The 19,787-nt window shown below is 42.3% G+C and carries 16 protein-coding genes and 2 pseudogenes; 17 read left to right on the top strand and 1 reads right to left on the bottom strand.

Annotation, left to right across the window (positions count from 1 at the left end; all coding sequences use genetic code 11):
• The first annotated feature begins 289 nt into the window (after window positions 1–289).
• Window positions 290–2,497, top strand: coding sequence for a GH92 family glycosyl hydrolase (locus tag AC1WHX_RS03630; RefSeq protein ID WP_303117253.1), 2,208 nt, complete (start codon window positions 290–292; stop codon window positions 2,495–2,497).
• A 9-nt stretch (window positions 2,498–2,506) separates the two neighbouring features.
• Window positions 2,507–2,920, top strand: a pseudogene (locus AC1WHX_RS03625) (DUF5131 family protein); the annotation flags it as partial.
• A gap of 11 nt (window positions 2,921–2,931) precedes the next feature.
• Here AC1WHX_RS03625 and AC1WHX_RS03620 read toward each other — a convergent pair.
• Window positions 2,932–5,340, bottom strand: coding sequence for a transglycosylase domain-containing protein (locus AC1WHX_RS03620; protein ID WP_481228858.1), 2,409 nt, complete (start codon window positions 5,338–5,340; stop codon window positions 2,932–2,934).
• A 264-nt stretch (window positions 5,341–5,604) separates the two neighbouring features.
• Between AC1WHX_RS03620 and AC1WHX_RS03615 the strand changes: the two genes are divergently transcribed.
• From AC1WHX_RS03615 to AC1WHX_RS03545, 15 genes and pseudogenes are all read left to right on the top strand, one after another.
• Complete coding sequence (locus tag AC1WHX_RS03615) at window positions 5,605–6,705, top strand: glycoside hydrolase family 108 protein (RefSeq protein WP_122337485.1); 1,101 nt, start codon at window positions 5,605–5,607, stop codon at window positions 6,703–6,705.
• Window position 6,706: 1 nt separating this feature from the next.
• Window positions 6,707–7,219, top strand: a complete 513-nt coding sequence (locus tag AC1WHX_RS03610; protein ID WP_278585043.1) for a hypothetical protein — start codon at window positions 6,707–6,709, stop codon at window positions 7,217–7,219.
• Between the two features lie 35 nt (window positions 7,220–7,254).
• Complete coding sequence (locus AC1WHX_RS03605) at window positions 7,255–7,800, top strand: hypothetical protein (RefSeq protein ID WP_009318667.1); 546 nt, start codon at window positions 7,255–7,257, stop codon at window positions 7,798–7,800.
• A 2-nt stretch (window positions 7,801–7,802) separates the two neighbouring features.
• Window positions 7,803–8,321 (top strand): hypothetical protein, encoded by a 519-nt coding sequence (locus tag AC1WHX_RS03600; RefSeq protein WP_481228857.1) that lies wholly within the window; start codon window positions 7,803–7,805, stop codon window positions 8,319–8,321.
• A 34-nt stretch (window positions 8,322–8,355) separates the two neighbouring features.
• On the top strand, window positions 8,356–8,535 hold the full coding sequence (locus tag AC1WHX_RS03595) for a hypothetical protein (protein ID WP_278585051.1): 180 nt from the start codon (window positions 8,356–8,358) through the stop codon (window positions 8,533–8,535).
• Between the two features lie 16 nt (window positions 8,536–8,551).
• A complete protein-coding gene (locus AC1WHX_RS03590; RefSeq protein ID WP_278585053.1) occupies window positions 8,552–8,875 on the top strand; it encodes a hypothetical protein in 324 nt (107 codons plus the stop codon).
• A gap of 120 nt (window positions 8,876–8,995) precedes the next feature.
• Window positions 8,996–10,312 carry a SpoIID/LytB domain-containing protein gene (locus AC1WHX_RS03585; RefSeq protein WP_022390339.1) on the top strand — a complete coding sequence of 439 codons (1,317 nt, stop codon included), beginning with the start codon at window positions 8,996–8,998 and terminating at the stop codon, window positions 10,310–10,312.
• 91 nt (window positions 10,313–10,403) lie between these two features.
• A complete protein-coding gene (locus AC1WHX_RS03580; protein WP_009318671.1) occupies window positions 10,404–11,243 on the top strand; it encodes an ATPase in 840 nt (279 codons plus the stop codon).
• A gap of 6 nt (window positions 11,244–11,249) precedes the next feature.
• Window positions 11,250–12,068 carry an N-acetylmuramic acid 6-phosphate etherase gene (gene murQ / locus AC1WHX_RS03575; RefSeq protein WP_122337481.1) on the top strand — a complete coding sequence of 273 codons (819 nt, stop codon included), beginning with the start codon at window positions 11,250–11,252 and terminating at the stop codon, window positions 12,066–12,068.
• A gap of 8 nt (window positions 12,069–12,076) precedes the next feature.
• Complete coding sequence (locus tag AC1WHX_RS03570; protein ID WP_303116866.1) at window positions 12,077–13,546, top strand: glycosyltransferase family 2 protein; 1,470 nt, start codon at window positions 12,077–12,079, stop codon at window positions 13,544–13,546.
• Entirely contained in the window at window positions 13,543–14,499 is a 957-nt protein-coding gene (locus AC1WHX_RS03565; RefSeq protein WP_303116864.1) for a DUF4922 domain-containing protein, read from the top strand. Before AC1WHX_RS03570 ends, AC1WHX_RS03565 begins: the two co-directional genes overlap by 4 nt.
• An 8-nt stretch (window positions 14,500–14,507) precedes the next feature.
• A pseudogene (locus AC1WHX_RS03560) lies at window positions 14,508–15,041 on the top strand (MFS transporter); the annotation flags it as partial.
• A 1,413-nt stretch (window positions 15,042–16,454) separates the two neighbouring features.
• A complete protein-coding gene (locus tag AC1WHX_RS03555; protein WP_122337477.1) occupies window positions 16,455–17,741 on the top strand; it encodes a UDP-N-acetylmuramoyl-tripeptide--D-alanyl-D-alanine ligase in 1,287 nt (428 codons plus the stop codon).
• A complete protein-coding gene (locus AC1WHX_RS03550) occupies window positions 17,738–18,379 on the top strand; it encodes an HAD family hydrolase (protein ID WP_009318677.1) in 642 nt (213 codons plus the stop codon). Before AC1WHX_RS03555 ends, AC1WHX_RS03550 begins: the two co-directional genes overlap by 4 nt.
• Window positions 18,380–18,386: 7 nt before the next feature.
• On the top strand, window positions 18,387–19,562 hold the full coding sequence (locus AC1WHX_RS03545) for a M24 family metallopeptidase (protein ID WP_303116862.1): 1,176 nt from the start codon (window positions 18,387–18,389) through the stop codon (window positions 19,560–19,562).
• Window positions 19,563–19,787: the final 225 nt, after the last annotated feature.

The following is a 19,787-nucleotide window of genomic DNA, read 5'->3' as shown; positions in this document are numbered from 1 at the left end:
ACATCGAAATAGGTAAGATAAAAGTCACGCATCGTCTCGATGTCGTCTGTCCAAATGGCGATATGGTCTATTTTCATCTTTATTGTTTTTATAATATCTGACTCGTAAAATTATACAAAAAGAATTTTAAATTCATAATGGAGTAAGGGATTTTTAAGTTTTGAGCGTCTTGATATAAAATACCTGTCTTTTCGAAAACGTGAAGATGACCCGAAGATGTTTTCTTATGGGAAAATTTAGACAGACTTGTATTTTTAAGTAAATTTGTACAAACCTTAAAACACTTTGAATGGTCTTGAAAAATATTCCTTTATCGTTTGTTCTGATACTATTATTCGTGTCGGCATGTGATTCAACCAAGAAAACAGAAAACAATTATGTTCAGTATGTAAATCCTTTGATCGGAACGGATTTTACGGGAAATACTTATCCGGGTGCGCAAGTTCCGTTCGGTATGGTACAACTCAGTCCCGATAACGGGTTGCCGGGTTGGGATCGCATTGCCGGTTATTTTTACCCGGACAGTACGATTGCCGGATTCAGCCACACACATCTTTCCGGAACGGGAGCGGGAGATCTGTATGATGTTTCTTTCATGCCCGTGACATTGCCTTATCGGGAAGCTCCGCAGCCGTTAGGAATTTATTCTTCATTTTCTCATGACGATGAATCGGTATCTGCCGGATATTATCAGGTGTTGTTGAAAGATTACGGCATTCATGTGGAGTTGACGGCGACTGAACGGTGCGGAATACAACGCTATACTTTTCCGGAAGCGGAGGCTGCGGTTTTTCTGAACTTGAAAAAAGCGATGAACTGGGATTTTACAACAGATTCGTATATCGAGGTGATCGATTCGGTAACGGTACGGGGATACCGTTTTTCTCGGGGATGGTCTCCCGACCAGCGGGTATATTTCCAAACCCGTTTTTCTAAACCTTTTACCATTTGCCATATCGATACGACAGCCATTACTACACCGGAGGAAGGGCGGATCGGAACCGCTTATGTCGCCCGATTCGATTTTGGTACGAAAGAAGGTGAACAAATTCTGGTAAACACGGGGATTTCAGGAGTCAGTATGGAAGGGGCGGCCTTGAATCTTAAAGCGGAAGTTCCTGACAATAATTTTGATCGTTATCGTTTACAAGCTGAAAAAAATTGGGATAGGCAATTATCGAAAATCGAGGTAAAAGGAGGTGATCGGGATGATTTGGTGAAATTTTATACGGCTTTGTATCATACGATGATCGCTCCTACTATTTACAGCGATGCGGACGGATCTTATTTCGGACCAGACAAGAAGATACATAAAACAGACGGGTGGGTAAATTATTCGACATTCTCACTGTGGGATACCTACCGTGCCTCTCATCCGCTGTTTACTTATACCGAACCGGAGAGGACTGACGATATGGTGAAGGCGTTTCTTGCATTTTATGATCAGTACGGGAGTTTGCCCCTTTGGAATCTGTATGGTTGCGAAACCGATATGATGATCGGTTATCATGCTGTCCCGGTTATTGTGGATGCTTATTTGAAAGGAATCGGTGATTTTGATGCGGAGAAGGCTTTGCGAGCTTGCGTAAGTTCTGCCGATCGAGACGATTATCGGGGAATCGGGTTATATAAAAAATACGGTTATATTCCGTATGATATGGAAAAAGAGTCGCTGTCTAAGACTTTGGAATATGCTTATGACGATTATTGCATCGCCAGAATGGCTGAAAAAATGGGGAAAAAGGAAATTGCGGAAAGGTTTTACAAGCGTTCGCAATCATTTTGCAATTTATATAATCCCGAGACTTCTTTTATGCAGCCGCGAGATAGTAAAGGTAAATTTATCTCCGGCTTTACGGCAAAAGACTATACCGAGCATATTACAGAGAGCAATGCTTGGCAATATTTCTGGTACGTTCCGCAGGATATAGACGGGTTGATCGGTTTATTGGGGAGCAAAGAACGTTTTGCGGAAAAGCTCGACAGTATGTTTGCTTATGCTCCTGATGCCGATGATAATCTACCGATTTTCAGTACCGGAATGATCGGGCAATATGCACACGGAAACGAACCGAGCCATCATGTCGTTTATCTTTATAATAAAGTCGGTAAACCGTGGAAGACTCAGGAATATGCGGCTAAAGTGATGCATGAACTGTATCTGAATACTCCTGCCGGATTGTGCGGGAATGAAGACTGCGGCCAGATGTCGGCTTGGTTTGTGTTCAGTGCCATGGGTTTTTATCCTGTCGATCCGGTAAGCGGTCGATATGAAATCGGAACGCCTCTTTTTCCTGAAGTAAGAATAAATTTGGAGAATGGAAAAGTCTTTACCGTATTGGCGAAAGGTGTAAGTCGGGAAAATATCTATATACAGGCGGTAAAGATGAACGGAAAACCTTATGATAAGAGTTACATCACTCACGAACAGATCATGAACGGTTCTACCCTTGAGTTTGAAATGGGTAATAAACCCGGTTCGATATGGTATAAATAAGTATTAACGATAGATCGTTTCTTGAATTGTATTCCGGAAGATTAGGGAGATGGTTATGAGAATGTAACGATCTGCTGTACGATGGAGCATCAAGACCGGACAGATTTCCGTTTGCCGATTTACTGAGATGCACCGATACGGCACAAATTGATTATTTGCGAGCCGTTGTTAAGCGACATCGATTTTTATAATTGTCTGGATACATGGGTAGAACAGGTGATCGTAGGAGGAAAATCGGGAAACCGAGCCCGGATATGCAATTATGATTGAGTATTGAATATCCGGAAGCAGTGTATTCATGGCAAAGTCCCTTTCTCTTTTAAACAGACTGGCGCACGTTTATTGAAAGACGGATATTTGTATCATATCAAGCGTCGGTATCAACACTCCCAGGCTCGAAAGGCGAAAATCGATACCGAATAGTATGTCGAATTTTATTTTTCGGAAACGAGACTATCTTTGTTTATATACCTATCTGTACTTACGGCTATGCTGTCTGTTTCCATATCCATAGAGTCCGGCTCTATCGGGGGATAAGGAGTTCGGCACTGATATGACCGGGAGATGGTTTGTTTCGGATTCGGGAAACGCGCCCGATATTTTGACAGGCTGTCATCGGCAAGAACTTTTTCCATAAAATATCCGAATACCGGTAATGCGGTTCTGCTACCTTGTCCGAGAGCTCCCGTACGGAAATGAATACTGCGGTGTTCGCCTCCGACCCAACAACCTCCGACAAGATTCGGTGTTACACCCACAAACCATGCATCGGAATGATTAGACGAAGTTCCTGTCTTTCCGCCGAAATCGGTATTGTATCGAAAAAGATCATATCCCCAAAGTGCTTGAGAAGTTCCCATCGGCTCGGTAAGCCCGGCCATAAGCATTTGTGTCATAAGGAAAGCTGTTTCATAAGGTAATGCCTGTTTTTGTTCTTGTTTATGGCGATAAATGATTTTCCCGTTTTTATCTTCGATGCGTGTCACCATAACCGGATCGTGTACCATACCGTCATTTATAACAGTTCCGTAGGCGTTTACCAGTTCCAGTAACGATACGTCCGAAGCTCCCAGTGAAACGGCCGGTGTTTCGTTCAACGGAGTTTTTATACCCATAGCATGAGCTGTTTTTATAATATTGGGGATTCCGGCTTCCCTGGCTATCTGCACGGCTATCGTATTGATAGAACGGGCAAAAGCAGCTTTCAGAGTCATCGTATCACCCGTGTAAATACCGTTTGCGTTGTGAGGTATCCATTTAGCCGGTTTGCCGTCTTCGAGTACGTCCCATTCGATATATTGGTCGATGCGTTCGTCACAAGGAGAAAGACCTTTATTGAAGCCTTCGCTATATACGAAAAGTTTGAATGTAGATCCGGGTTGGCGCTTTGACAGAACTTTGTCATATTTCCAAGAATCGAAATCGATGTCTCCCACCCATGCTTTTACTTCGCCGGTTTGCGGCTCTATCGCAACAAATCCGCAATGCATAAAGCGTTCCATATAACGGATCGAATCCATTGTGCTGAATGTCGTATCTTTACGTCCGAGTCGATAATCGAAAACTTTCAACTTATGAGGTTTATTCAAATAGAAAGCGACTGAATCCGGATCGTTCGGGAACTTCTCTTCCAAAATTTTGTAAGCTGAGGTTTTTCGGGCCAGATTTTCTATGAAATCGGGGATTTCTCTATGATTCCTATCTTGCCAAGGATTTATTTTTCCCCAGTGATTATCAAAATTTCTCTGAACGATACGCATCTGTTTGTTTACGGCCTCTTCGGCATACGCCTGCATGCGGGTATCGATAGTCGTATATATCTTTAACCCGTCTGAATAGAGGTCGATGTCATTGTCTTTGCACCATTCTTTCAGAGATTCTGCGACAGCTTCTCTGAAGTAAAGAGCAGATCCGTTATAATTCGACTCCAGGTTGTAATGAAGCCGTATGGGAAGTTGTTTTAGAGAGTCGCATTGCGATTTTGTTATTATCTTATGAGCCTGTAAATTGTCAAGTACTACATTTCTGCGTTTTAGGCTGTTTTTAGGATTCACGCGGGGATTGTAGGTTGTGGTCGCTTTTAACAGTCCGATAAGTGTAGCGGCCTGTTCATAAGTAATATCTTTAGGAGTCGTATTGAAGTAGGTTTTGCATGCTGTTTTTATACCGTAGGCATTGCTGCCGAAATCGACGGTATTGAAATACATGGTCAGTATCTCCTGCTTGGTATAGAACATCTCTATTTTGATTGCGGTGATCCATTCTTTCGATTTCATGATCAAGAGTTTTACTCCCGGAATATATCCTAAAAGTCCGGTAGAATATTGCGAACGGACTTTAAACATGTTTTTTACCAGTTGTTGAGTGATGGTGCTGGCACCTCGTGCCTTGCCATGTGTCATGTCTTTCACGGCAGCGAAAACTCCTTGTATATCGACTCCGAAATGCTTATAGAAACGTTCGTCTTCGGTCGAGATAAGAGTATTGATGATTATCGGAGAGATCTCTTCATATTTGACGGGTGTACGGTTTTCTCTGAAATATTTTCCGATCAGTTTGCTGTCTGCGCTGTAAATCTCGGATGCAATGTTTTGCTGAGGATGGTTGATGCTTGCCAATCCGGGAGACTTTCCGAACAGCCAAAGAAAATTAATATCTACCAAAAACAGGTAGAAAATGAATAATAAGATAAAGGTCAGTATTATTTGTACGATTTTTTTATACCACGGAGACTTCCGGTATAATGATTTGTAACGTTTACACCCTGTAACGAACAGCCCTTTGATCTTGGGGAAAACTGATAATCCGCAGGAAACCCGTTTGCGAGTATCCGTATATTTCATATAAAGTATTCAATGTTTAAATACGGTACAAAATTACGGATAGTTTTAAAGTCTGTCTAAATTTTCCAATAAAAAAATACGATCGGGTCAGCTTATTTTAAGCGGTTATCTTACAAGAGATGAACTATCTGTACACTCCCCTGAAAAGGTATATGCAAGAAGTATATAAATATTGCCTATACGATTTTATAATTATCGCATAAAGAGCACTTTTTTCGGGCTTATTTTTATCGGCGTAATTGTTAATCTATAAAAATCATAATTATGTCAAAGCAAAACTTGAACTATGAAGATGGGATACCCGAAGAAATATTATGGAATCCCGAAACCAACAGTTTTATGAAGCGATCTCTGTTTCCGGGGAAATGGATACCAGCCCGAATCTCGGTTTGGGATGCGGATAATTCCAAGTATCAATATCGACCGGGGCGTGACCGTACCTATCAGGAGGCGATGAAAAGTATCTCCGGCAATTCGACACCGGGAGATCGATCCGAAAGACAAGATTACAGAGACTCTCGGGGAAATTTCAGTTTGAGTATGTTATCGGAAGGCGACCGGACAAAAGATCGTCCGGATACCGGCAATGCCGGTCAAAGTTCTGCCCGGGAAGCCGCACAAGTTCCGCTTTCGCAGGACAATAAAAAAAGCGAGAAATATTATGGTTGGGATGTATTGACAAAATCGCCTTTATTAAGTACATTTGTTGTACCCGATCCGCCCCGTCCCCGTTCCGGACTTGAATATAGTGCGGGAGAAGGTCCCCTCGGTCAGGAGGAGTTGGAACGTAGGCGGGCAGACAAGGAACCGGGCGGTTTTGAGGATCAGGTAGCCAAAGTTCTGGAAAGCGAAGGGGGATATGTCAACAGCCGTTATGACAGAGGCGGAGCGACCAACCACGGTATATCGTCGAGCACGTGGAACGCATTTGCAAAAAAACATATCGGTGTGGAACCGACAGTGGAAAATCTGAAGAAGCTTACACCTGAGGGGGCAAAGAAGATTTACAGAGAGGAGTTTTGGAAGCCTTCGCGGGCGGGAGAGATCGATGATCCGGTGATCAGGCAGCTCTATTTCGATTTTTATATAAATTCCGGTCGAGATGCGGCTGTAAGAAATCTGCAACGGGCAATCAATCAACTGGGTGGTCAGGTAGATGTAGATGGTTTTATCGGCCCGGAAACGATCGAGGTGTTGAATCGGCATCCGAATCCCGGAGAGATTTATGAACAATACCGGAAAAATAGGATTGCCAATTATCATAAAATTGTAGATGACGATGAGTCTCAAAGAAAGTTCTTAGATGGCTGGATTAATCGGATGGATAAATTCAAGTCGTATGATGAAATGTTAAAACAATACTGATATGAAAAATCTGTTTTATGGTGTATTGGTACTGCACCTGATATTTTTTATTTCTTGTTCGGGGAAGGCTGATTCCCAAGCGGGGAATAGTGCTGCAACTGAGATCTACAAAGATATAGATAGTATAAAAGCTCCTGACTATTATGGACATTGGGGATGGAATAATTCTGGTGAAGCAGCAATTTCAATGACAATATTTTCACATAAGGATAGTGTTGGATATTACTTATATACCTATTATTTTGGAAACCGCATAAGAGTGGGTTATGTAAAATTATTGTCACAGGATGGTCGTAATGCAGTACTTTTGGTAGGGGATGACAAAGCTACCATACCGTGGAGTGCAAAGTTTAATGCGACGATGTTGACCGATACCTCATTCTTTCTGACCCGGCAGAAACCTGAGGATTATTACCTCGAAGATAGTATTATTATGACAAAATACTATTCCGAAGGAGAGCTTGAAGAAGGGCGTTGGGTAATTGAAGACTACAAGCGAACGCATCGAGATTGATCTTGTTTTATGAAAAATATTAAATTCGCACGATTATGAGAAGTCTGTTTTGTTGTGTTATTTTATTACACCTGATTTTCTGGGTTTCGTGTACGGGGAGTCCCCGTTCTCGGGAGGTAAAAGAGGCGGAATCTTCGGCTGAGTTATTGAGCGATTCGGACAGTCTGACGACTTTCGATTTTGGGGGGAATTGGGCCTGGAGTTTGAATCGTAATGAAATTATAGTTTCGATGAAGATATTGACTGATAAAGATAGCGTCGGATATTATATTTATACTTATTATTTTGGAAATCGGATAGAACAAGGAACCGTGAAATTATTGTCACAAGAGGGTCGAAATGCGGTATTATTGGTAGAATATAATGATCTTAGATTGTGGAGTGCGAAATTTAATGCGACGATGCTGACCGACACCACATTCTTTTTGACCCGTCAGGATCATGAAGGTTATTACCTCGAAGATAGTATTGTGATGAAAAGAGAATATCCGAAAAGTAATACTGCAGAAATCTGGAGGAGTATGGAAGAATATCAAACGAAAAATGAAGCTTTGAAAGAAAAAGGTGTTTATTTGAAGTGATTATGAGAAGTCTGTTTTATGGTGTTATTATATTGCACCTGATTTTATGGGTTTCGTGTATGGGGAGTCCCCGTTCTCGGGAGATAAAAGAGCCGGAATCTTCGGCTGAGTTATTAAGCGATTCGAGCCTGACGGATTTCGACTTTGAAGGAAGTTGGCATTGGTTTGCAGATGACGACGAAGCTTCGGTTTCAATGAAGATATTGTCACATAAAGACAATGTGGGGTATTACTTATATATCTATTATTTCGGAAACCGCATAAGAGTAGGTTATGTAAAATTATTGTCACAGGATGGTCGTAATGCAGTACTTTTGGTAGGGGATGACAAAGCTACCATACCGTGGAGTGCAAAGTTTAATGCGACGATGTTGACCGATACCTCATTCTTTCTGACCCGGCAGAAACCTGAGGATTATTACCTCGAAGATAGTATTATTATGACAAAATACTATTCCGAAGGAGAGCTTGAAGAAGGGCGTTGGGTAATTGAAGACTACAAGCGAACGCATCGAGATTGATCTTGTTTTATGAAAATATTAAATTCGCACGATTATGAGAAGTCTGTTTTATTGTGTTGTTTTATTGCACCTGATCTTCTGGGTTTCGTGTACGGGGAGTCCCCGTTCTCGGGAGATAAAAGAGCCGGAATCTTCGGCTGAGTTATTGAGCGATTCGGACAGTCCTGACGACTTTCGATTTTGGGGGAAATTGGGCTTGGAGTTTGAATCGTAATGAAATTATAGTTTCGATGAAGATACTGACAGATAAGGACAATATAGGGGATTATGTCTATACCTATTATTTCGGAAATCGGATAGAACAAGGGAAGGTGAAATTATTGTCACAAGAGGGTCGAAATGCGGTATTATTGGTAGAATATAATGATCTTAGATTGTGGAGTGCGAAATTTAATGCGACGATGCTGACCGACACCACATTCTTTTTGACCCGTCAGGATCATGAAGGTTATTACCTCGAAGATAGTATTGTGATGAAAAGAGAATATCCGAAAAGTAATACGGCAGAAATCCGGAAGATTATAGAAGAATATGAACGGAAAATGAATCTTTGAAAGAAAAAGGTATTTATTTGAAGTGATTATGATTGCAAGACCTGTTTTTCATTTGTCGGAAAGCGGCAGATCCCGGAATAAAATCATTTACTTTGTATCTGTTTTCATATTTAAAGACCTATGACAGAACCCCGGATCGAAGTCGGTATTTTACACCGTAAAGAGATTGTTTTCAGATTGAACGGAAAGTTTTCGGTATCTCCTTCCGATATAATAACTGAGGGGGAGCATAAGGTTATATGCTTGTCCGGCAATCGAATTTTATGGAATGGTAAGGAATACGATTCCTTGATGTTCATTCCGGAGAATGAGCACTGTTCGTTCGATTTGAACAGTGTGACTATCGGTGTGGATTTTCATTGGGAGCGGGAAGAAACACAACGATTCTCCGGAATATTGAAACTGATTGCCGATGACACGGAGATTGTAGCGATAAACCGTATTGCTTTGGAAAAATATTTGACGAGTGTCATATCATCGGAGATGAGTGCTTCGGCTTCGCTTGAATTGCTTAAGGCCCATGCTGTAATTTCCCGAAGCTGGTTATTGGCCCAACTTCCCCGTTTTAATGGGAAACCGGGAAATAAAAGGGCAAGTAACAAGAGGGAAACCCCTGATGAAATCGTCTGTTGGTATGATAGGGAAGATCATTTTTTATTCGATGTTTGTGCTGACGATCATTGTCAACGTTATCAGGGGATAACCCGTATCGCTACCCCTCAGGTGGCAGAAGCTGTACGATCTACCCGTGGCGAAGTCCTGACAAGTGAAAGCCGGATTTGCGATGCACGATTCTCAAAATGTTGCGGCGGAGTAAGCGAACTGTTTGAAAATTGTTGGGAAGAGAAGCATCATCCCTACCTTATCCCTGTGTATGATAAGTTTTCGGATGAAAAAATCCCCGACTTGGCCGATGAGAAGAATGCTTCGGAATTTATAGAATCTTCGCCCGAAGCATTTTGCAATACACGAGACCCGAAGATTTTGGAACAAGTGCTGAACGGGTATGATCAGGAGACTACCGACTTTTACCGTTGGTCGGTATCTTACACCCAGTCGGAACTGGCGAACCTTATCCGGAAACGGTCGGGTATAGATTTCGGTGAAATTGTTTCGCTTGTTCCTTTGGCAAGAGGGGCTTCCGGGCGAATTGTCCGGTTGCGTATTGTAGGGACTAAAGTTTCACGTGTTGTGGGTAAAGAGTTGTTTATTCGGCGTATTTTGTCCGCTTCGCATTTATACAGTTCTGCATTTACGGTACATCCGGAAAATGTGAAGGATGGTATTCCGCAGTCATATACCTTGAAAGGGGCAGGTTGGGGGCATGGAGTCGGTCTTTGTCAGATCGGTGCGGCGGTGATGGGTGCGAAGGGGTACTCTTATCGGGAAATATTGTCGCATTATTATCGTAACAGTGCGATTGAAAGAATATATTGACACCGAATATTTCAATAATTTTTTAGAGACGACTTTCATCCGATTCCCGAAAAATTTGATACATTGCAACAATTTCCAGAAAATTGAAAAAATGATACTGATAGCAGATAGCGGTTCTACCAAAACCGATTGGTGTTTGGCAGACGAGACTCAAACGATCGCATTTAAGACAGCGGGAATAAATCCTTTTTTCCAAACAGATGACGAGATCAGGAAAATATTGTCGAGAGAGGTACTCGAACGACTTCCTGTTACCGATATAACCGAAGTCTTTTTTTATGGAGCCGGGTGTGCTACTCCGATTCAATGCCAGATGATTTCGGGATTATTACGATATGTGATCGGTTGTGACCAAGTCGAAGTAAACAGCGATTTGTTAGGTGCTGCACGAGCGTTATGCGGGCATGAATCGGGTATTGCCTGTATATTGGGGACAGGGTCGAACTCTTGTTATTATAATGGGAAAAATATAGAGCAGCATGTTTCGCCTCTCGGCTTTATCTTGGGAGATGAAGGTAGCGGTGCGGATTTAGGACGACGTTTGGTGGCGGATTGCCTGAAAGAGGAACTTTCCCAACCGTTAAGAGATCGTTTTTTTGCCCGTTTTCAACTTTCTCGGGAACAGATTTTACAAGCTGTTTATAAAGAGCCGTTTCCGAACCGGTTTCTCGCTTCGCTTTCTCCGTTTGTTGCGGAAAATCTTGACGAACCTGAAATACGGCTATTGGCGGTCAATGCATTCACATCTTTTTTTCGTAGAAACGTTCTGCATTATCCTCAAGGAGAAACGGTGCACATGGTAGGTTCTGTGGCATATTATTACCGTCCGGTATTGTTAGAGGTGGCGCGATCTCTTTCTTTGACGGTCGGTAAAATTCTATCCGCTCCTGTTACGGAACTTGTAAAATATCATTTAAATGCAGCAAACTGAATTAAGATGAAATTTGAAAAAATAACCGAAATGCCCTCTTTACATGATCATTTGGAAGAGAAATCGGTACATGAATTACTTGTAGGAATCAACGAAGAGGATAAAAAAGTTGCCGTTGCGGTAGAAAAGGCAATACCTCAGATCGAAAAACTGGTAGAAGCGATTGTCCCGAAGATGAAACGGGGCGGTCGTATTTTTTATTTAGGGGCAGGTACGAGCGGACGGCTCGGCGTATTGGATGCTTCGGAGATTCCTCCCACTTACGGCATGCCGAATACTTATGTGATCGGACTCATAGCCGGAGGCGATACTGCATTGCGCAATCCGGTAGAAGCTGCAGAAGATAGTGCTGAGAAGGGTTGGAAAGAGCTTTGCGACCGCAATGTCGGTCCCCTCGATACGGTAATCGGAATTGCAGCATCCGGTACGACGCCTTATGTGATCGGAGCGTTGCATCACTGTCGGAAAGCCGGAATTCTTACGGCTTCCATTTCTTGTAATCCGGGTTCTCCGGTCTCTCGGGAAGCTGATATTCCTATCGAGATCATCGTAGGACCAGAGTTCGTGACCGGAAGTACACGTATGAAATCGGGTACGGCGCAAAAGCTGGTTTTAAATATGATTTCTACCGCCACAATGATAAAAATGGGTCGGGTGAAAGGCAACCGAATGGTGAATATGCAATTGACCAACCAGAAACTGATAGATCGGGGGGCTCGCATGATTGTGGAAGAAACGGGCTTGGATTATGATACGGCAAAGGAGCTACTGCTACTGCACAGATCGGTAAAGAAAGCTGTCGATGAATATATGAAACACCAATAATCATAATTATGGAATCTCCTGTAATATCTTGTTTTCTCCCTTTTGATTCTGTCGAGCAAGTATCTTCGACTGTCGCTTCTCTCAAAAAGAGCCGTTATTCGTTATCGATAATGCTTTTGTTATCAAAAGACCGGAATGATCCGGGTATCGAAGGGTGCAGGTCTTTGTTTGTCGATGATCTGTACTCTACGGAAACCATACGACAAATTGCCGAAAATATTCCTGAAGACGGTTATACGATACTTTGTTCGGGATATAGTCCCGTATGTTTCGGGAGTTGTGCAATAGACCGTTTTATCCGTATTGCGGAAGATACGGGTTCGGGACTTTGTTATGCCGATTACTATAAAAACATTGCCGGAAAGGAAGAAAAACATCCGGTAATAGATTATCTATCCGGTAGTATAAGAGATGATTTCGATTTCGGGACTATTCTGTTTTATCGGAATCGCTCTATTCGGGAGGCTGCCGGACAGATGAAAGAGATATACCGTTATGCGGGATGGTATGATTTGCGTTTACGGGTTTCCCGAAAAAGTTTGCCTGTACATATTCCTGAATTTTTATATTCTCAAGACGAATATGATTTCCGTAAATCCGGAGAAAAGCAGTTTGACTATGTCGATCCGCGCAACCGTGCCGTACAGATAGAGATGGAACGAGCTTGTACCGATTATTTGAAAACGATCGGTGCGTGGCTTCCTGCACGAACACGAACGTTCGATGCATCTGCAATGAAGTTTGATGTGGAGGCTTCGGTCGTTATTCCGGTATATAACCGGGCGAGAACAATTGGGGATGCTGTACGTTCGGCATTGGGACAGGAGACCGATTTCCCTTTCAATGTAATTGTCGTAGATAATCATTCGACGGACGGAACAACGGACATTTTGAAAGATCTGAGTTCGGATGGAAAACTGATTCATCTTATCCCTGAAGAAGACACACTCGGAATAGGCGGGTGTTGGAATGTCGGGATATTTGCATCTCAATGTGGAAAATATGCTGTACAGCTCGATAGTGACGATGTTTATAAAGACAAGCATACGCTGCAAAGAATTATAGACATGTTTCATCGTGAGCAATGCGCCATGGTGGTAGGCAGCTACATTATGACCGATTTCGATATGCAGGTCATTCCGCCGGGTATTATCGATCATCGGGAATGGACAGACGAAAATGGGCATAATAACGCTTTACGCATTAACGGGTTGGGTGCGCCACGTGCTTTTTGTACCGAATTGCTGCGAAAGTTTACCGTACCGAATACCAGTTATGGCGAGGATTATGCTCTCGGACTGATGTTCTCGCGAAGTTATAAAATAGGACGCATCTATGAGCCGATATATCTTTGTCGTCGTTGGGAGGGTAATTCGGATGCCGCACTTGTCGTAGAAAAAATAAATGCAAATAATTCGTATAAAGACAAATTGCGTAGTTTCGAAATAGAAGTGCGGAAAAAAATGAATGAAAGATGAATAAATTTGAGATCGATTCGGACTGTGCAGATCGCCTCATCCGAGAGCAACGCTCCGTGTGGGCATTACTCGATAAAAACTGTCAGGCACTGGAACGGGTGGAAACTCGGATTGTCTTTGTGGAAGGAGTTCCCGTTACATTACAGTTTAATCCGGAACGAATACGTTCGGCAGCGGCAGTTGTTGACCGGCAATCTATTCAAAACCGGAAATGTTTTCTTTGTGAAGAAAACAGACCGGCGGAGCAAGTCGGGATTACTGTTGCCGGGAAGTATGTCATGCTTGCCAATCCGTATCCTATTTTCCCTAAACATCTGACTATACCGTCTGTCATACATACACCGCAGACTATTTGTGGCCGCTTGAACGATATGCTGGATTTAGCCAGGGCTATCGACCGTTATATCGTCTTTTACAACGGTCCTCGTTGCGGGGCTTCTGCTCCCGATCACATGCATTTTCAGGCAGGTAACAAAGGATTTGTCCCGTTGGAGTATCTTTGGAGCGATATTTATCGTGAACAAGGAGAGGCGGTATATCGAGGCGGAAATATTTTGTTAGGCAGGCTCGAACGATGGCCTCAAAGCGTGTTTTTTGTAGAATCGGGACAAATGGATAGAATTGCCGAAGCCTTTGACTTGCTCTTGCGATTATTGCCTGTTCTCAATGGAGATACAGAACCGATGATGAATATATTGTGTACTTATGAAGCTCCGGTGTGGAGGCTATGGATATTACCCCGCCGTACACATCGTCCGACTCAATATTATGAAGAAGGGGATAAACAGCGGTTGATCAGTCCGGGGGCTATTGATTTGAGCGGAGTCGTTCCGTTACCTCGTAAATCCGATTTCGAACGATTTACAAAAGAAGAGATTGTAGATATATTTATGCAAGTGTCTTTAACTTCAGAAGAAACAAACCGAATATGCAAGGAATGGCGTAAAATATAAGAGCCGATATGTCACTGAGAAAAATAAACAGACGGTCACCGTGGTGCTGGATTCCGACGCTTTATTTTGCAGAAGGAATACCTTATGTCGCAGTAATGACTATTGCCGTGATTCTTTATAAGCGCATGGGAGTATCCAATACAGAGATTGCCTTATACACCAGTTGGTTGTACCTGCCGTGGGTGTTGAAACCTTTGTGGAGTCCTTTTGTCGATATTTTAAAAACCCGGCGCTGGTGGATAATAATGATGCAGTTATTGGTCGGTGCCGGACTTGCCGGGATTGCATTTACGATTCCCGCTTCGTTCTTTTTGCAGGTTACGCTTGCGTTTTTCTGGTTGTTGGCATTCAGTTCGGCCACCCATGATATTGCTGCCGATGGATTTTATATGATTGCTCTTACACCTCATGAGCAATCCCTTTATGTCGGCATTCGCAGCACTTTTTACCGTATTGCCATGATTACGGGGCAAGGTCTGTTGATTATTCTTGCCGGGTGGCTTGAAATCGTTTCGGGATATTCTCCTGTGGAATTTAAAGTGATGAATTCACCTGTTCCGGAAAATGAACGATTCATTACGAGTCAGAAAGATTTTATCCTTTCATCTTCGACTCTTTATATAGCTCCCGGTACAATTTCGGTAGACAGTGTACAGAATGTGGTATCGAGAGTAAATAATTATAACAGGCAGCAAGGTTTTGTTCCTGCAGAGGAGGTTACGATGTCGCCAAATAAAGCTAAAAGACTTGTGACAGAATCTTGGTGGGAGAATTATGTTTCACGTCCTTTAGGAAATTTTATACGGAAACATTTCGGTGACGAAGAGAATGCGAAAACGGAAAATTCCGTCGTGTCGGGAAATGTCGGAATTATTTCTGTTAAACCGATAAAAATACCTGAGCCGGATAGAGAAATCGTGTTGAACACTCATTTACGGCGGGGAGATAACAGTTTTCAATTAATTGCAGGAGAAAGGCTGGTTTTTACCCATTTAAATGGAGATAAGCCTGCTTATATGGTTATTCGGGCAGATGCGATGCTTACCGGAAAAAGTGAGGCTTTGTTCAGGGGATTATCGGGTAATATCCCGTTTGCATGGTCGATTACTTTTTTTGTATTGGCCGGAATGTTTTTGTTTTTATCCGGATATCATAGATGGGTACTTCCTCGTCCCTCCGGAGACATACAAGGAAATTTTCGTACGGTAAAGGAGGTGTTCCGTGAGTTTTGGAAGACTTTTGTCTCTTTTTTTCGAAAAAAAGAAATCGGAATCGGCATTCTTTTTATGTTGACTTATCGATTGGCAGAATCGCAATTGTTGAAACTTGCTTCTCCTTTTATGCTTGATGACCGGGATGCCGGAGGATTGGGATTAACGACCGGAGAAGTCGGGATGGTTTACGGAACTGTGGGAGTCATTGCTTTGACTATCGGTGGAATATTGGGCGGAATAGCTGCATCCCGAAAGGGATTGCATTTCTGGTTGTGGCCGATGGCTTTGGCTATATCTTTACCTAATTTGGTTTATGTTTATTTGTCTTATATGCAACCGGAAAGCCTGTTGTGGATAAATATTGCGGTTGCGGTTGAACAGTTCGGTTATGGATTCGGTTTCACGGCTTATATGTTGTACATGATCTATATCTCGGAAGGAGAACACAAGACCGCTCATTATGCAATTTGTACGGCATTTATGGCTCTCGGGATGATGATTCCCGGAATGGCGGCCGGGTGGATCGAAGAGCTTATAGGGTATAACCGTTTCTTTATATGGGTGATGATTTGTACATTACCGGGATTTGCCGTGCTGCCGTTTTTGAAGATAGACCGGACATTCGGGATCAATGAAGATACCGATGAAAAAAGTTGAGACAGAGAGTATAAAGCTTGGCGGATAAGAATCTTATTTTGAAAAAATAGTGTAATTTCGCCGATATAAAAAATTGGTATAAAAGTGACAATAGAAGAATTATATTCGATATTTAAAGAGCATCGTACTATTACGACGGATAGCCGTAGATGCGTCTGTGATTCTATTTTTTTTGCATTAAAAGGTGAGAATTTTAATGGAAATGACTTTGCTTTACGAGCTTTGTCCGAAGGGTGTGCTTATGCTGTTGTAGATGACCCTGAATTGGCAACGGATGAGCGTATTATTTTGGTAAATGACGTTTTGCAGACATTGCAAGCTCTGGCAAAGCTTCATCGTAGGGTGTTGAATATTCCGGTAATTGCTATTACCGGAACTAACGGTAAGACGACGACCAAGGAGTTGACCGCAGCTTGCTTATCTCAGAAATATAATGTTCTGGCAACGGAAGGAAATTTGAATAACCATATCGGAGTGCCTCTTACTTTATTGAAGCTGACAAAAGCTCATGAAATAGCGGTTATCGAAATGGGTGCAAGCCACCCCGGAGAAATTAAAGCATTAGCGAACATAGCCGAACCGAATTTCGGAATTATTACAAATGTCGGGAAAGCGCATTTGCAAGGTTTCGGTTCATTTGAAGGAGTGATAAAAACTAAATGTGAGTTATATGACTATATTCGCCAACGAGGCGGGCACATATTCCTGCACCATGAGAATATTTTTCTGCAACCGAAAAGCGAAGGTATCGAGAAAAGCGAGTATGGGGAGACTTCGGGATTATTTGTTTCCGGGAAATTGACGAGCTGTTCTCCGTATTTATCATTTGACCTTATGAGGCAGGGGGGAAGTCCGGTTACTGTTAATACGCGTCTTATAGGAAATTATAATTTGTCGAATACGCTGGCTGCCTCTGCTATTGCAGCGTATTTTAAAGTCCCTGATATGGCTATTAAAAAAGCTTTGGAAGAGTATGAGCCTCAGAACAGGCGTTCGCAACTGCTGAAAACGGGGAACAATACGCTGATTTTAGATGCTTATAATGCTAATCCTACCAGTATGAACGCTGCGTTGGATAATTTTATCGCAATGGATGCTTCCCATAAGGCCGTTATCCTCGGGGATATGGGTGAACTCGGAGCCGACAGCGAAGCCGAACATCGGAAAATTGTTGACAAATTGAGAAATGCCGGATTTGACAAGGTTATTCTTTGCGGCACGGAATTTGTTAAAGTAGCGGGTGGATTGGAGTGTTATCCTACGACAGAAACCTTAGCGGATTCCCTGAAGTCGGATACGCTAAAAGGGTTTGCTATCTTGGTAAAAGGTTCTCGATTTATGCAACTTGAAAAATGTATTGATCTGTTATGATAGTAACAAAACCGGATGCCCTTGTATTGGATATGGACGGGACTCTTTGGGATGCCGTAGATACTTATACTTTGTGTTGGAATAAGGCTTTTGAAGAAGTAGGTGTTTCTACCGTATTGAGGAGAGAAGAGTTGTTGAAACTGATGGGAACGCCTATCGATGAAATTATGCGAGTAATTACTCCCGGAATGACTTCTGAAGATCGAGAAAAGTTTGTAGCCCGGGTTCATGAAATAGAGGCTCGGGAACTGCCAGTACGAGGCGGGAGATTATTTGATGGGGTAAAGGTCGGAATTGAAAGGTTATCAACGATATACCGGCTTTTTTTATTGAGTAATTGCGAGAAAGGAGAATTGCAGATTTTTGCTAAATTTGCAGAAATAGAAGAGTGGATATCCGGTTCTATTTCATTTGGAGATACCTATCTGCAAAAAGGAGAGAATATGCGGTTGCTTCAGCAGCGATTTCAATTGAAGAGCCCTGTATATATAGGCGATACTGATGGTGACGGTGTGCAGGCACGTTTGGCCGGTTGGCCTTTTGTTTTTGTCCGGTATGGCTTCGGATCGACCGATCGTTTTGATCTGGCATTTGATTCATTTTCTGAATTGACCGATTATTTTATGAATTTATCGTAAAGAATATATGTACGCAAAAAATTTTACAACCGAGATTGAATTACGGAAGAGCAAGATACAATCCGTAATATGCAGGAGTGGGGCGGATGCTTTTCTTGTGAGTGATAATGCAAATTTATTTTATACATCGGGAAGAGTATTTTCGGGATATACATACATTCCTGCGGAAGGTGAGATGATTTATTTTGTTCGTCGTCCGGTGGGATTGTCGAGAGAAAATGTCGTTTATATTCGCAAGCCGGAACAAATTCCGGATGAATTGAGTCGTTTGGGCATTGCTCTGCCGCGAGTTTTGTTACTTGAAAATGACTCGTTGACTTATAATGAGTCGATGCGGCTGAGGAATATTTTTTCTGAGGCGAAAATCGAAAACGGGACTCCTTTGATACGAGGGGTGCGGACGATAAAAACTCCTTATGAAATAGGATTGATTCGGGAATCTGCAGCGCATCATTCATCTATGTACCGTAAAGCTCCTTCTGTTTATACGCAAGGAATGTCGGATGTGGAGTATTCGATAGAACTCGAAAGATTAGCTCGATTACATGGGTCTTTAGGTCTGGTGCGTATTTTCGGAAAAAGTATGGAAATATATATGGGAAGCGTTCTTGCTGGAGAAAATGCAGATGAACCTTCGCCTTATGATTTTGCTCTTGGCGGAGCAGGGCTCGACCCTTCGCTTCCTATTAGCAGTAATGGTTCTATCATGAAACCGGGGAATACCATTATGGTCGATATCGGGGGTAATTTCACCGGATATATGAGTGATATGTCCCGGGTATTTTCTTTGGGAGAAATTCCGGAGAAAGCCAGAGAAGCGCACAATGTGTCGTTAGAAATACAGTCGGAAATCGAGAAGATGGCAAAACCGGGTGTTGCGGCATCAGAGATATATGATCTGGCTTTTGATATTGCAAAAAAAGCGGGATTTGAAGCTAATTTTATGGGGCATCGTCAAAAGGCCGGTTTCATAGGTCACGGGGTCGGTATAGAATTAAATGAAGCTCCAGTGTTTGCTCCGCGTTCAAAAGACATTTTAGCGGAGGGAATGGTTTTTGCATTGGAACCTAAGTTTGTCATACCTCAAGTCGGAGCTGTTGGAATAGAGAATACCTTTGTTGTTACAGCTTCCGGAATAGAAAAACTGACCCAATGTGAGGAGGGGATTTTGCCATTAGATTAAGAGACAGTCTAAACTTTTTCGGATATTTTTTATTGGAAAATTTAAACGAGATCGAAGGTCTTGTCATAGGAGCAGCCGGTAAACATATATAATCAAATTTGTGTTTACCGGCTGCTCCTATAAATATAATTGTGCTTCTGAATCGGTATAATTCATTTCAAAAAGCAGTAGATTTTTTATTAAAATAGGAAAAAAGAAAGTCTATTATTAAATAATTTATATATT

The organism is Coprobacter sp., assembly GCF_982436375.1.
This window is presented reverse-complemented; position numbering and strand designations above follow the sequence as displayed.

Bases quoted from the DNA above. Each gene is read 5' to 3' on its own strand.
- AC1WHX_RS03630 (WP_303117253.1), top strand. From the start codon at position 290: ATGGTCTTGAAAAATATTCCTTTATCGTTTGTTCTGATACTATTATTC.
- AC1WHX_RS03620 (WP_481228858.1), bottom strand. From the start codon at position 5,340: ATGAAATATACGGATACTCGCAAACGGGTTTCCTGCGGATTATCAGTT.
- AC1WHX_RS03615 (WP_122337485.1), top strand. From the start codon at position 5,605: ATGTCAAAGCAAAACTTGAACTATGAAGATGGGATACCCGAAGAAATA.
- AC1WHX_RS03610 (WP_278585043.1), top strand. From the start codon at position 6,707: ATGAAAAATCTGTTTTATGGTGTATTGGTACTGCACCTGATATTTTTT.
- AC1WHX_RS03605 (WP_009318667.1), top strand. From the start codon at position 7,255: ATGAGAAGTCTGTTTTGTTGTGTTATTTTATTACACCTGATTTTCTGG.
- AC1WHX_RS03600 (WP_481228857.1), top strand. From the start codon at position 7,803: ATGAGAAGTCTGTTTTATGGTGTTATTATATTGCACCTGATTTTATGG.
- AC1WHX_RS03595 (WP_278585051.1), top strand. From the start codon at position 8,356: ATGAGAAGTCTGTTTTATTGTGTTGTTTTATTGCACCTGATCTTCTGG.
- AC1WHX_RS03590 (WP_278585053.1), top strand. From the start codon at position 8,552: ATGAAGATACTGACAGATAAGGACAATATAGGGGATTATGTCTATACC.
- AC1WHX_RS03585 (WP_022390339.1), top strand. From the start codon at position 8,996: ATGACAGAACCCCGGATCGAAGTCGGTATTTTACACCGTAAAGAGATT.
- AC1WHX_RS03580 (WP_009318671.1), top strand. From the start codon at position 10,404: ATGATACTGATAGCAGATAGCGGTTCTACCAAAACCGATTGGTGTTTG.
- murQ (WP_122337481.1), top strand. From the start codon at position 11,250: ATGAAATTTGAAAAAATAACCGAAATGCCCTCTTTACATGATCATTTG.
- AC1WHX_RS03570 (WP_303116866.1), top strand. From the start codon at position 12,077: ATGGAATCTCCTGTAATATCTTGTTTTCTCCCTTTTGATTCTGTCGAG.
- AC1WHX_RS03565 (WP_303116864.1), top strand. From the start codon at position 13,543: ATGAATAAATTTGAGATCGATTCGGACTGTGCAGATCGCCTCATCCGA.
- AC1WHX_RS03550 (WP_009318677.1), top strand. From the start codon at position 17,738: ATGATAGTAACAAAACCGGATGCCCTTGTATTGGATATGGACGGGACT.
- AC1WHX_RS03545 (WP_303116862.1), top strand. From the start codon at position 18,387: ATGTACGCAAAAAATTTTACAACCGAGATTGAATTACGGAAGAGCAAG.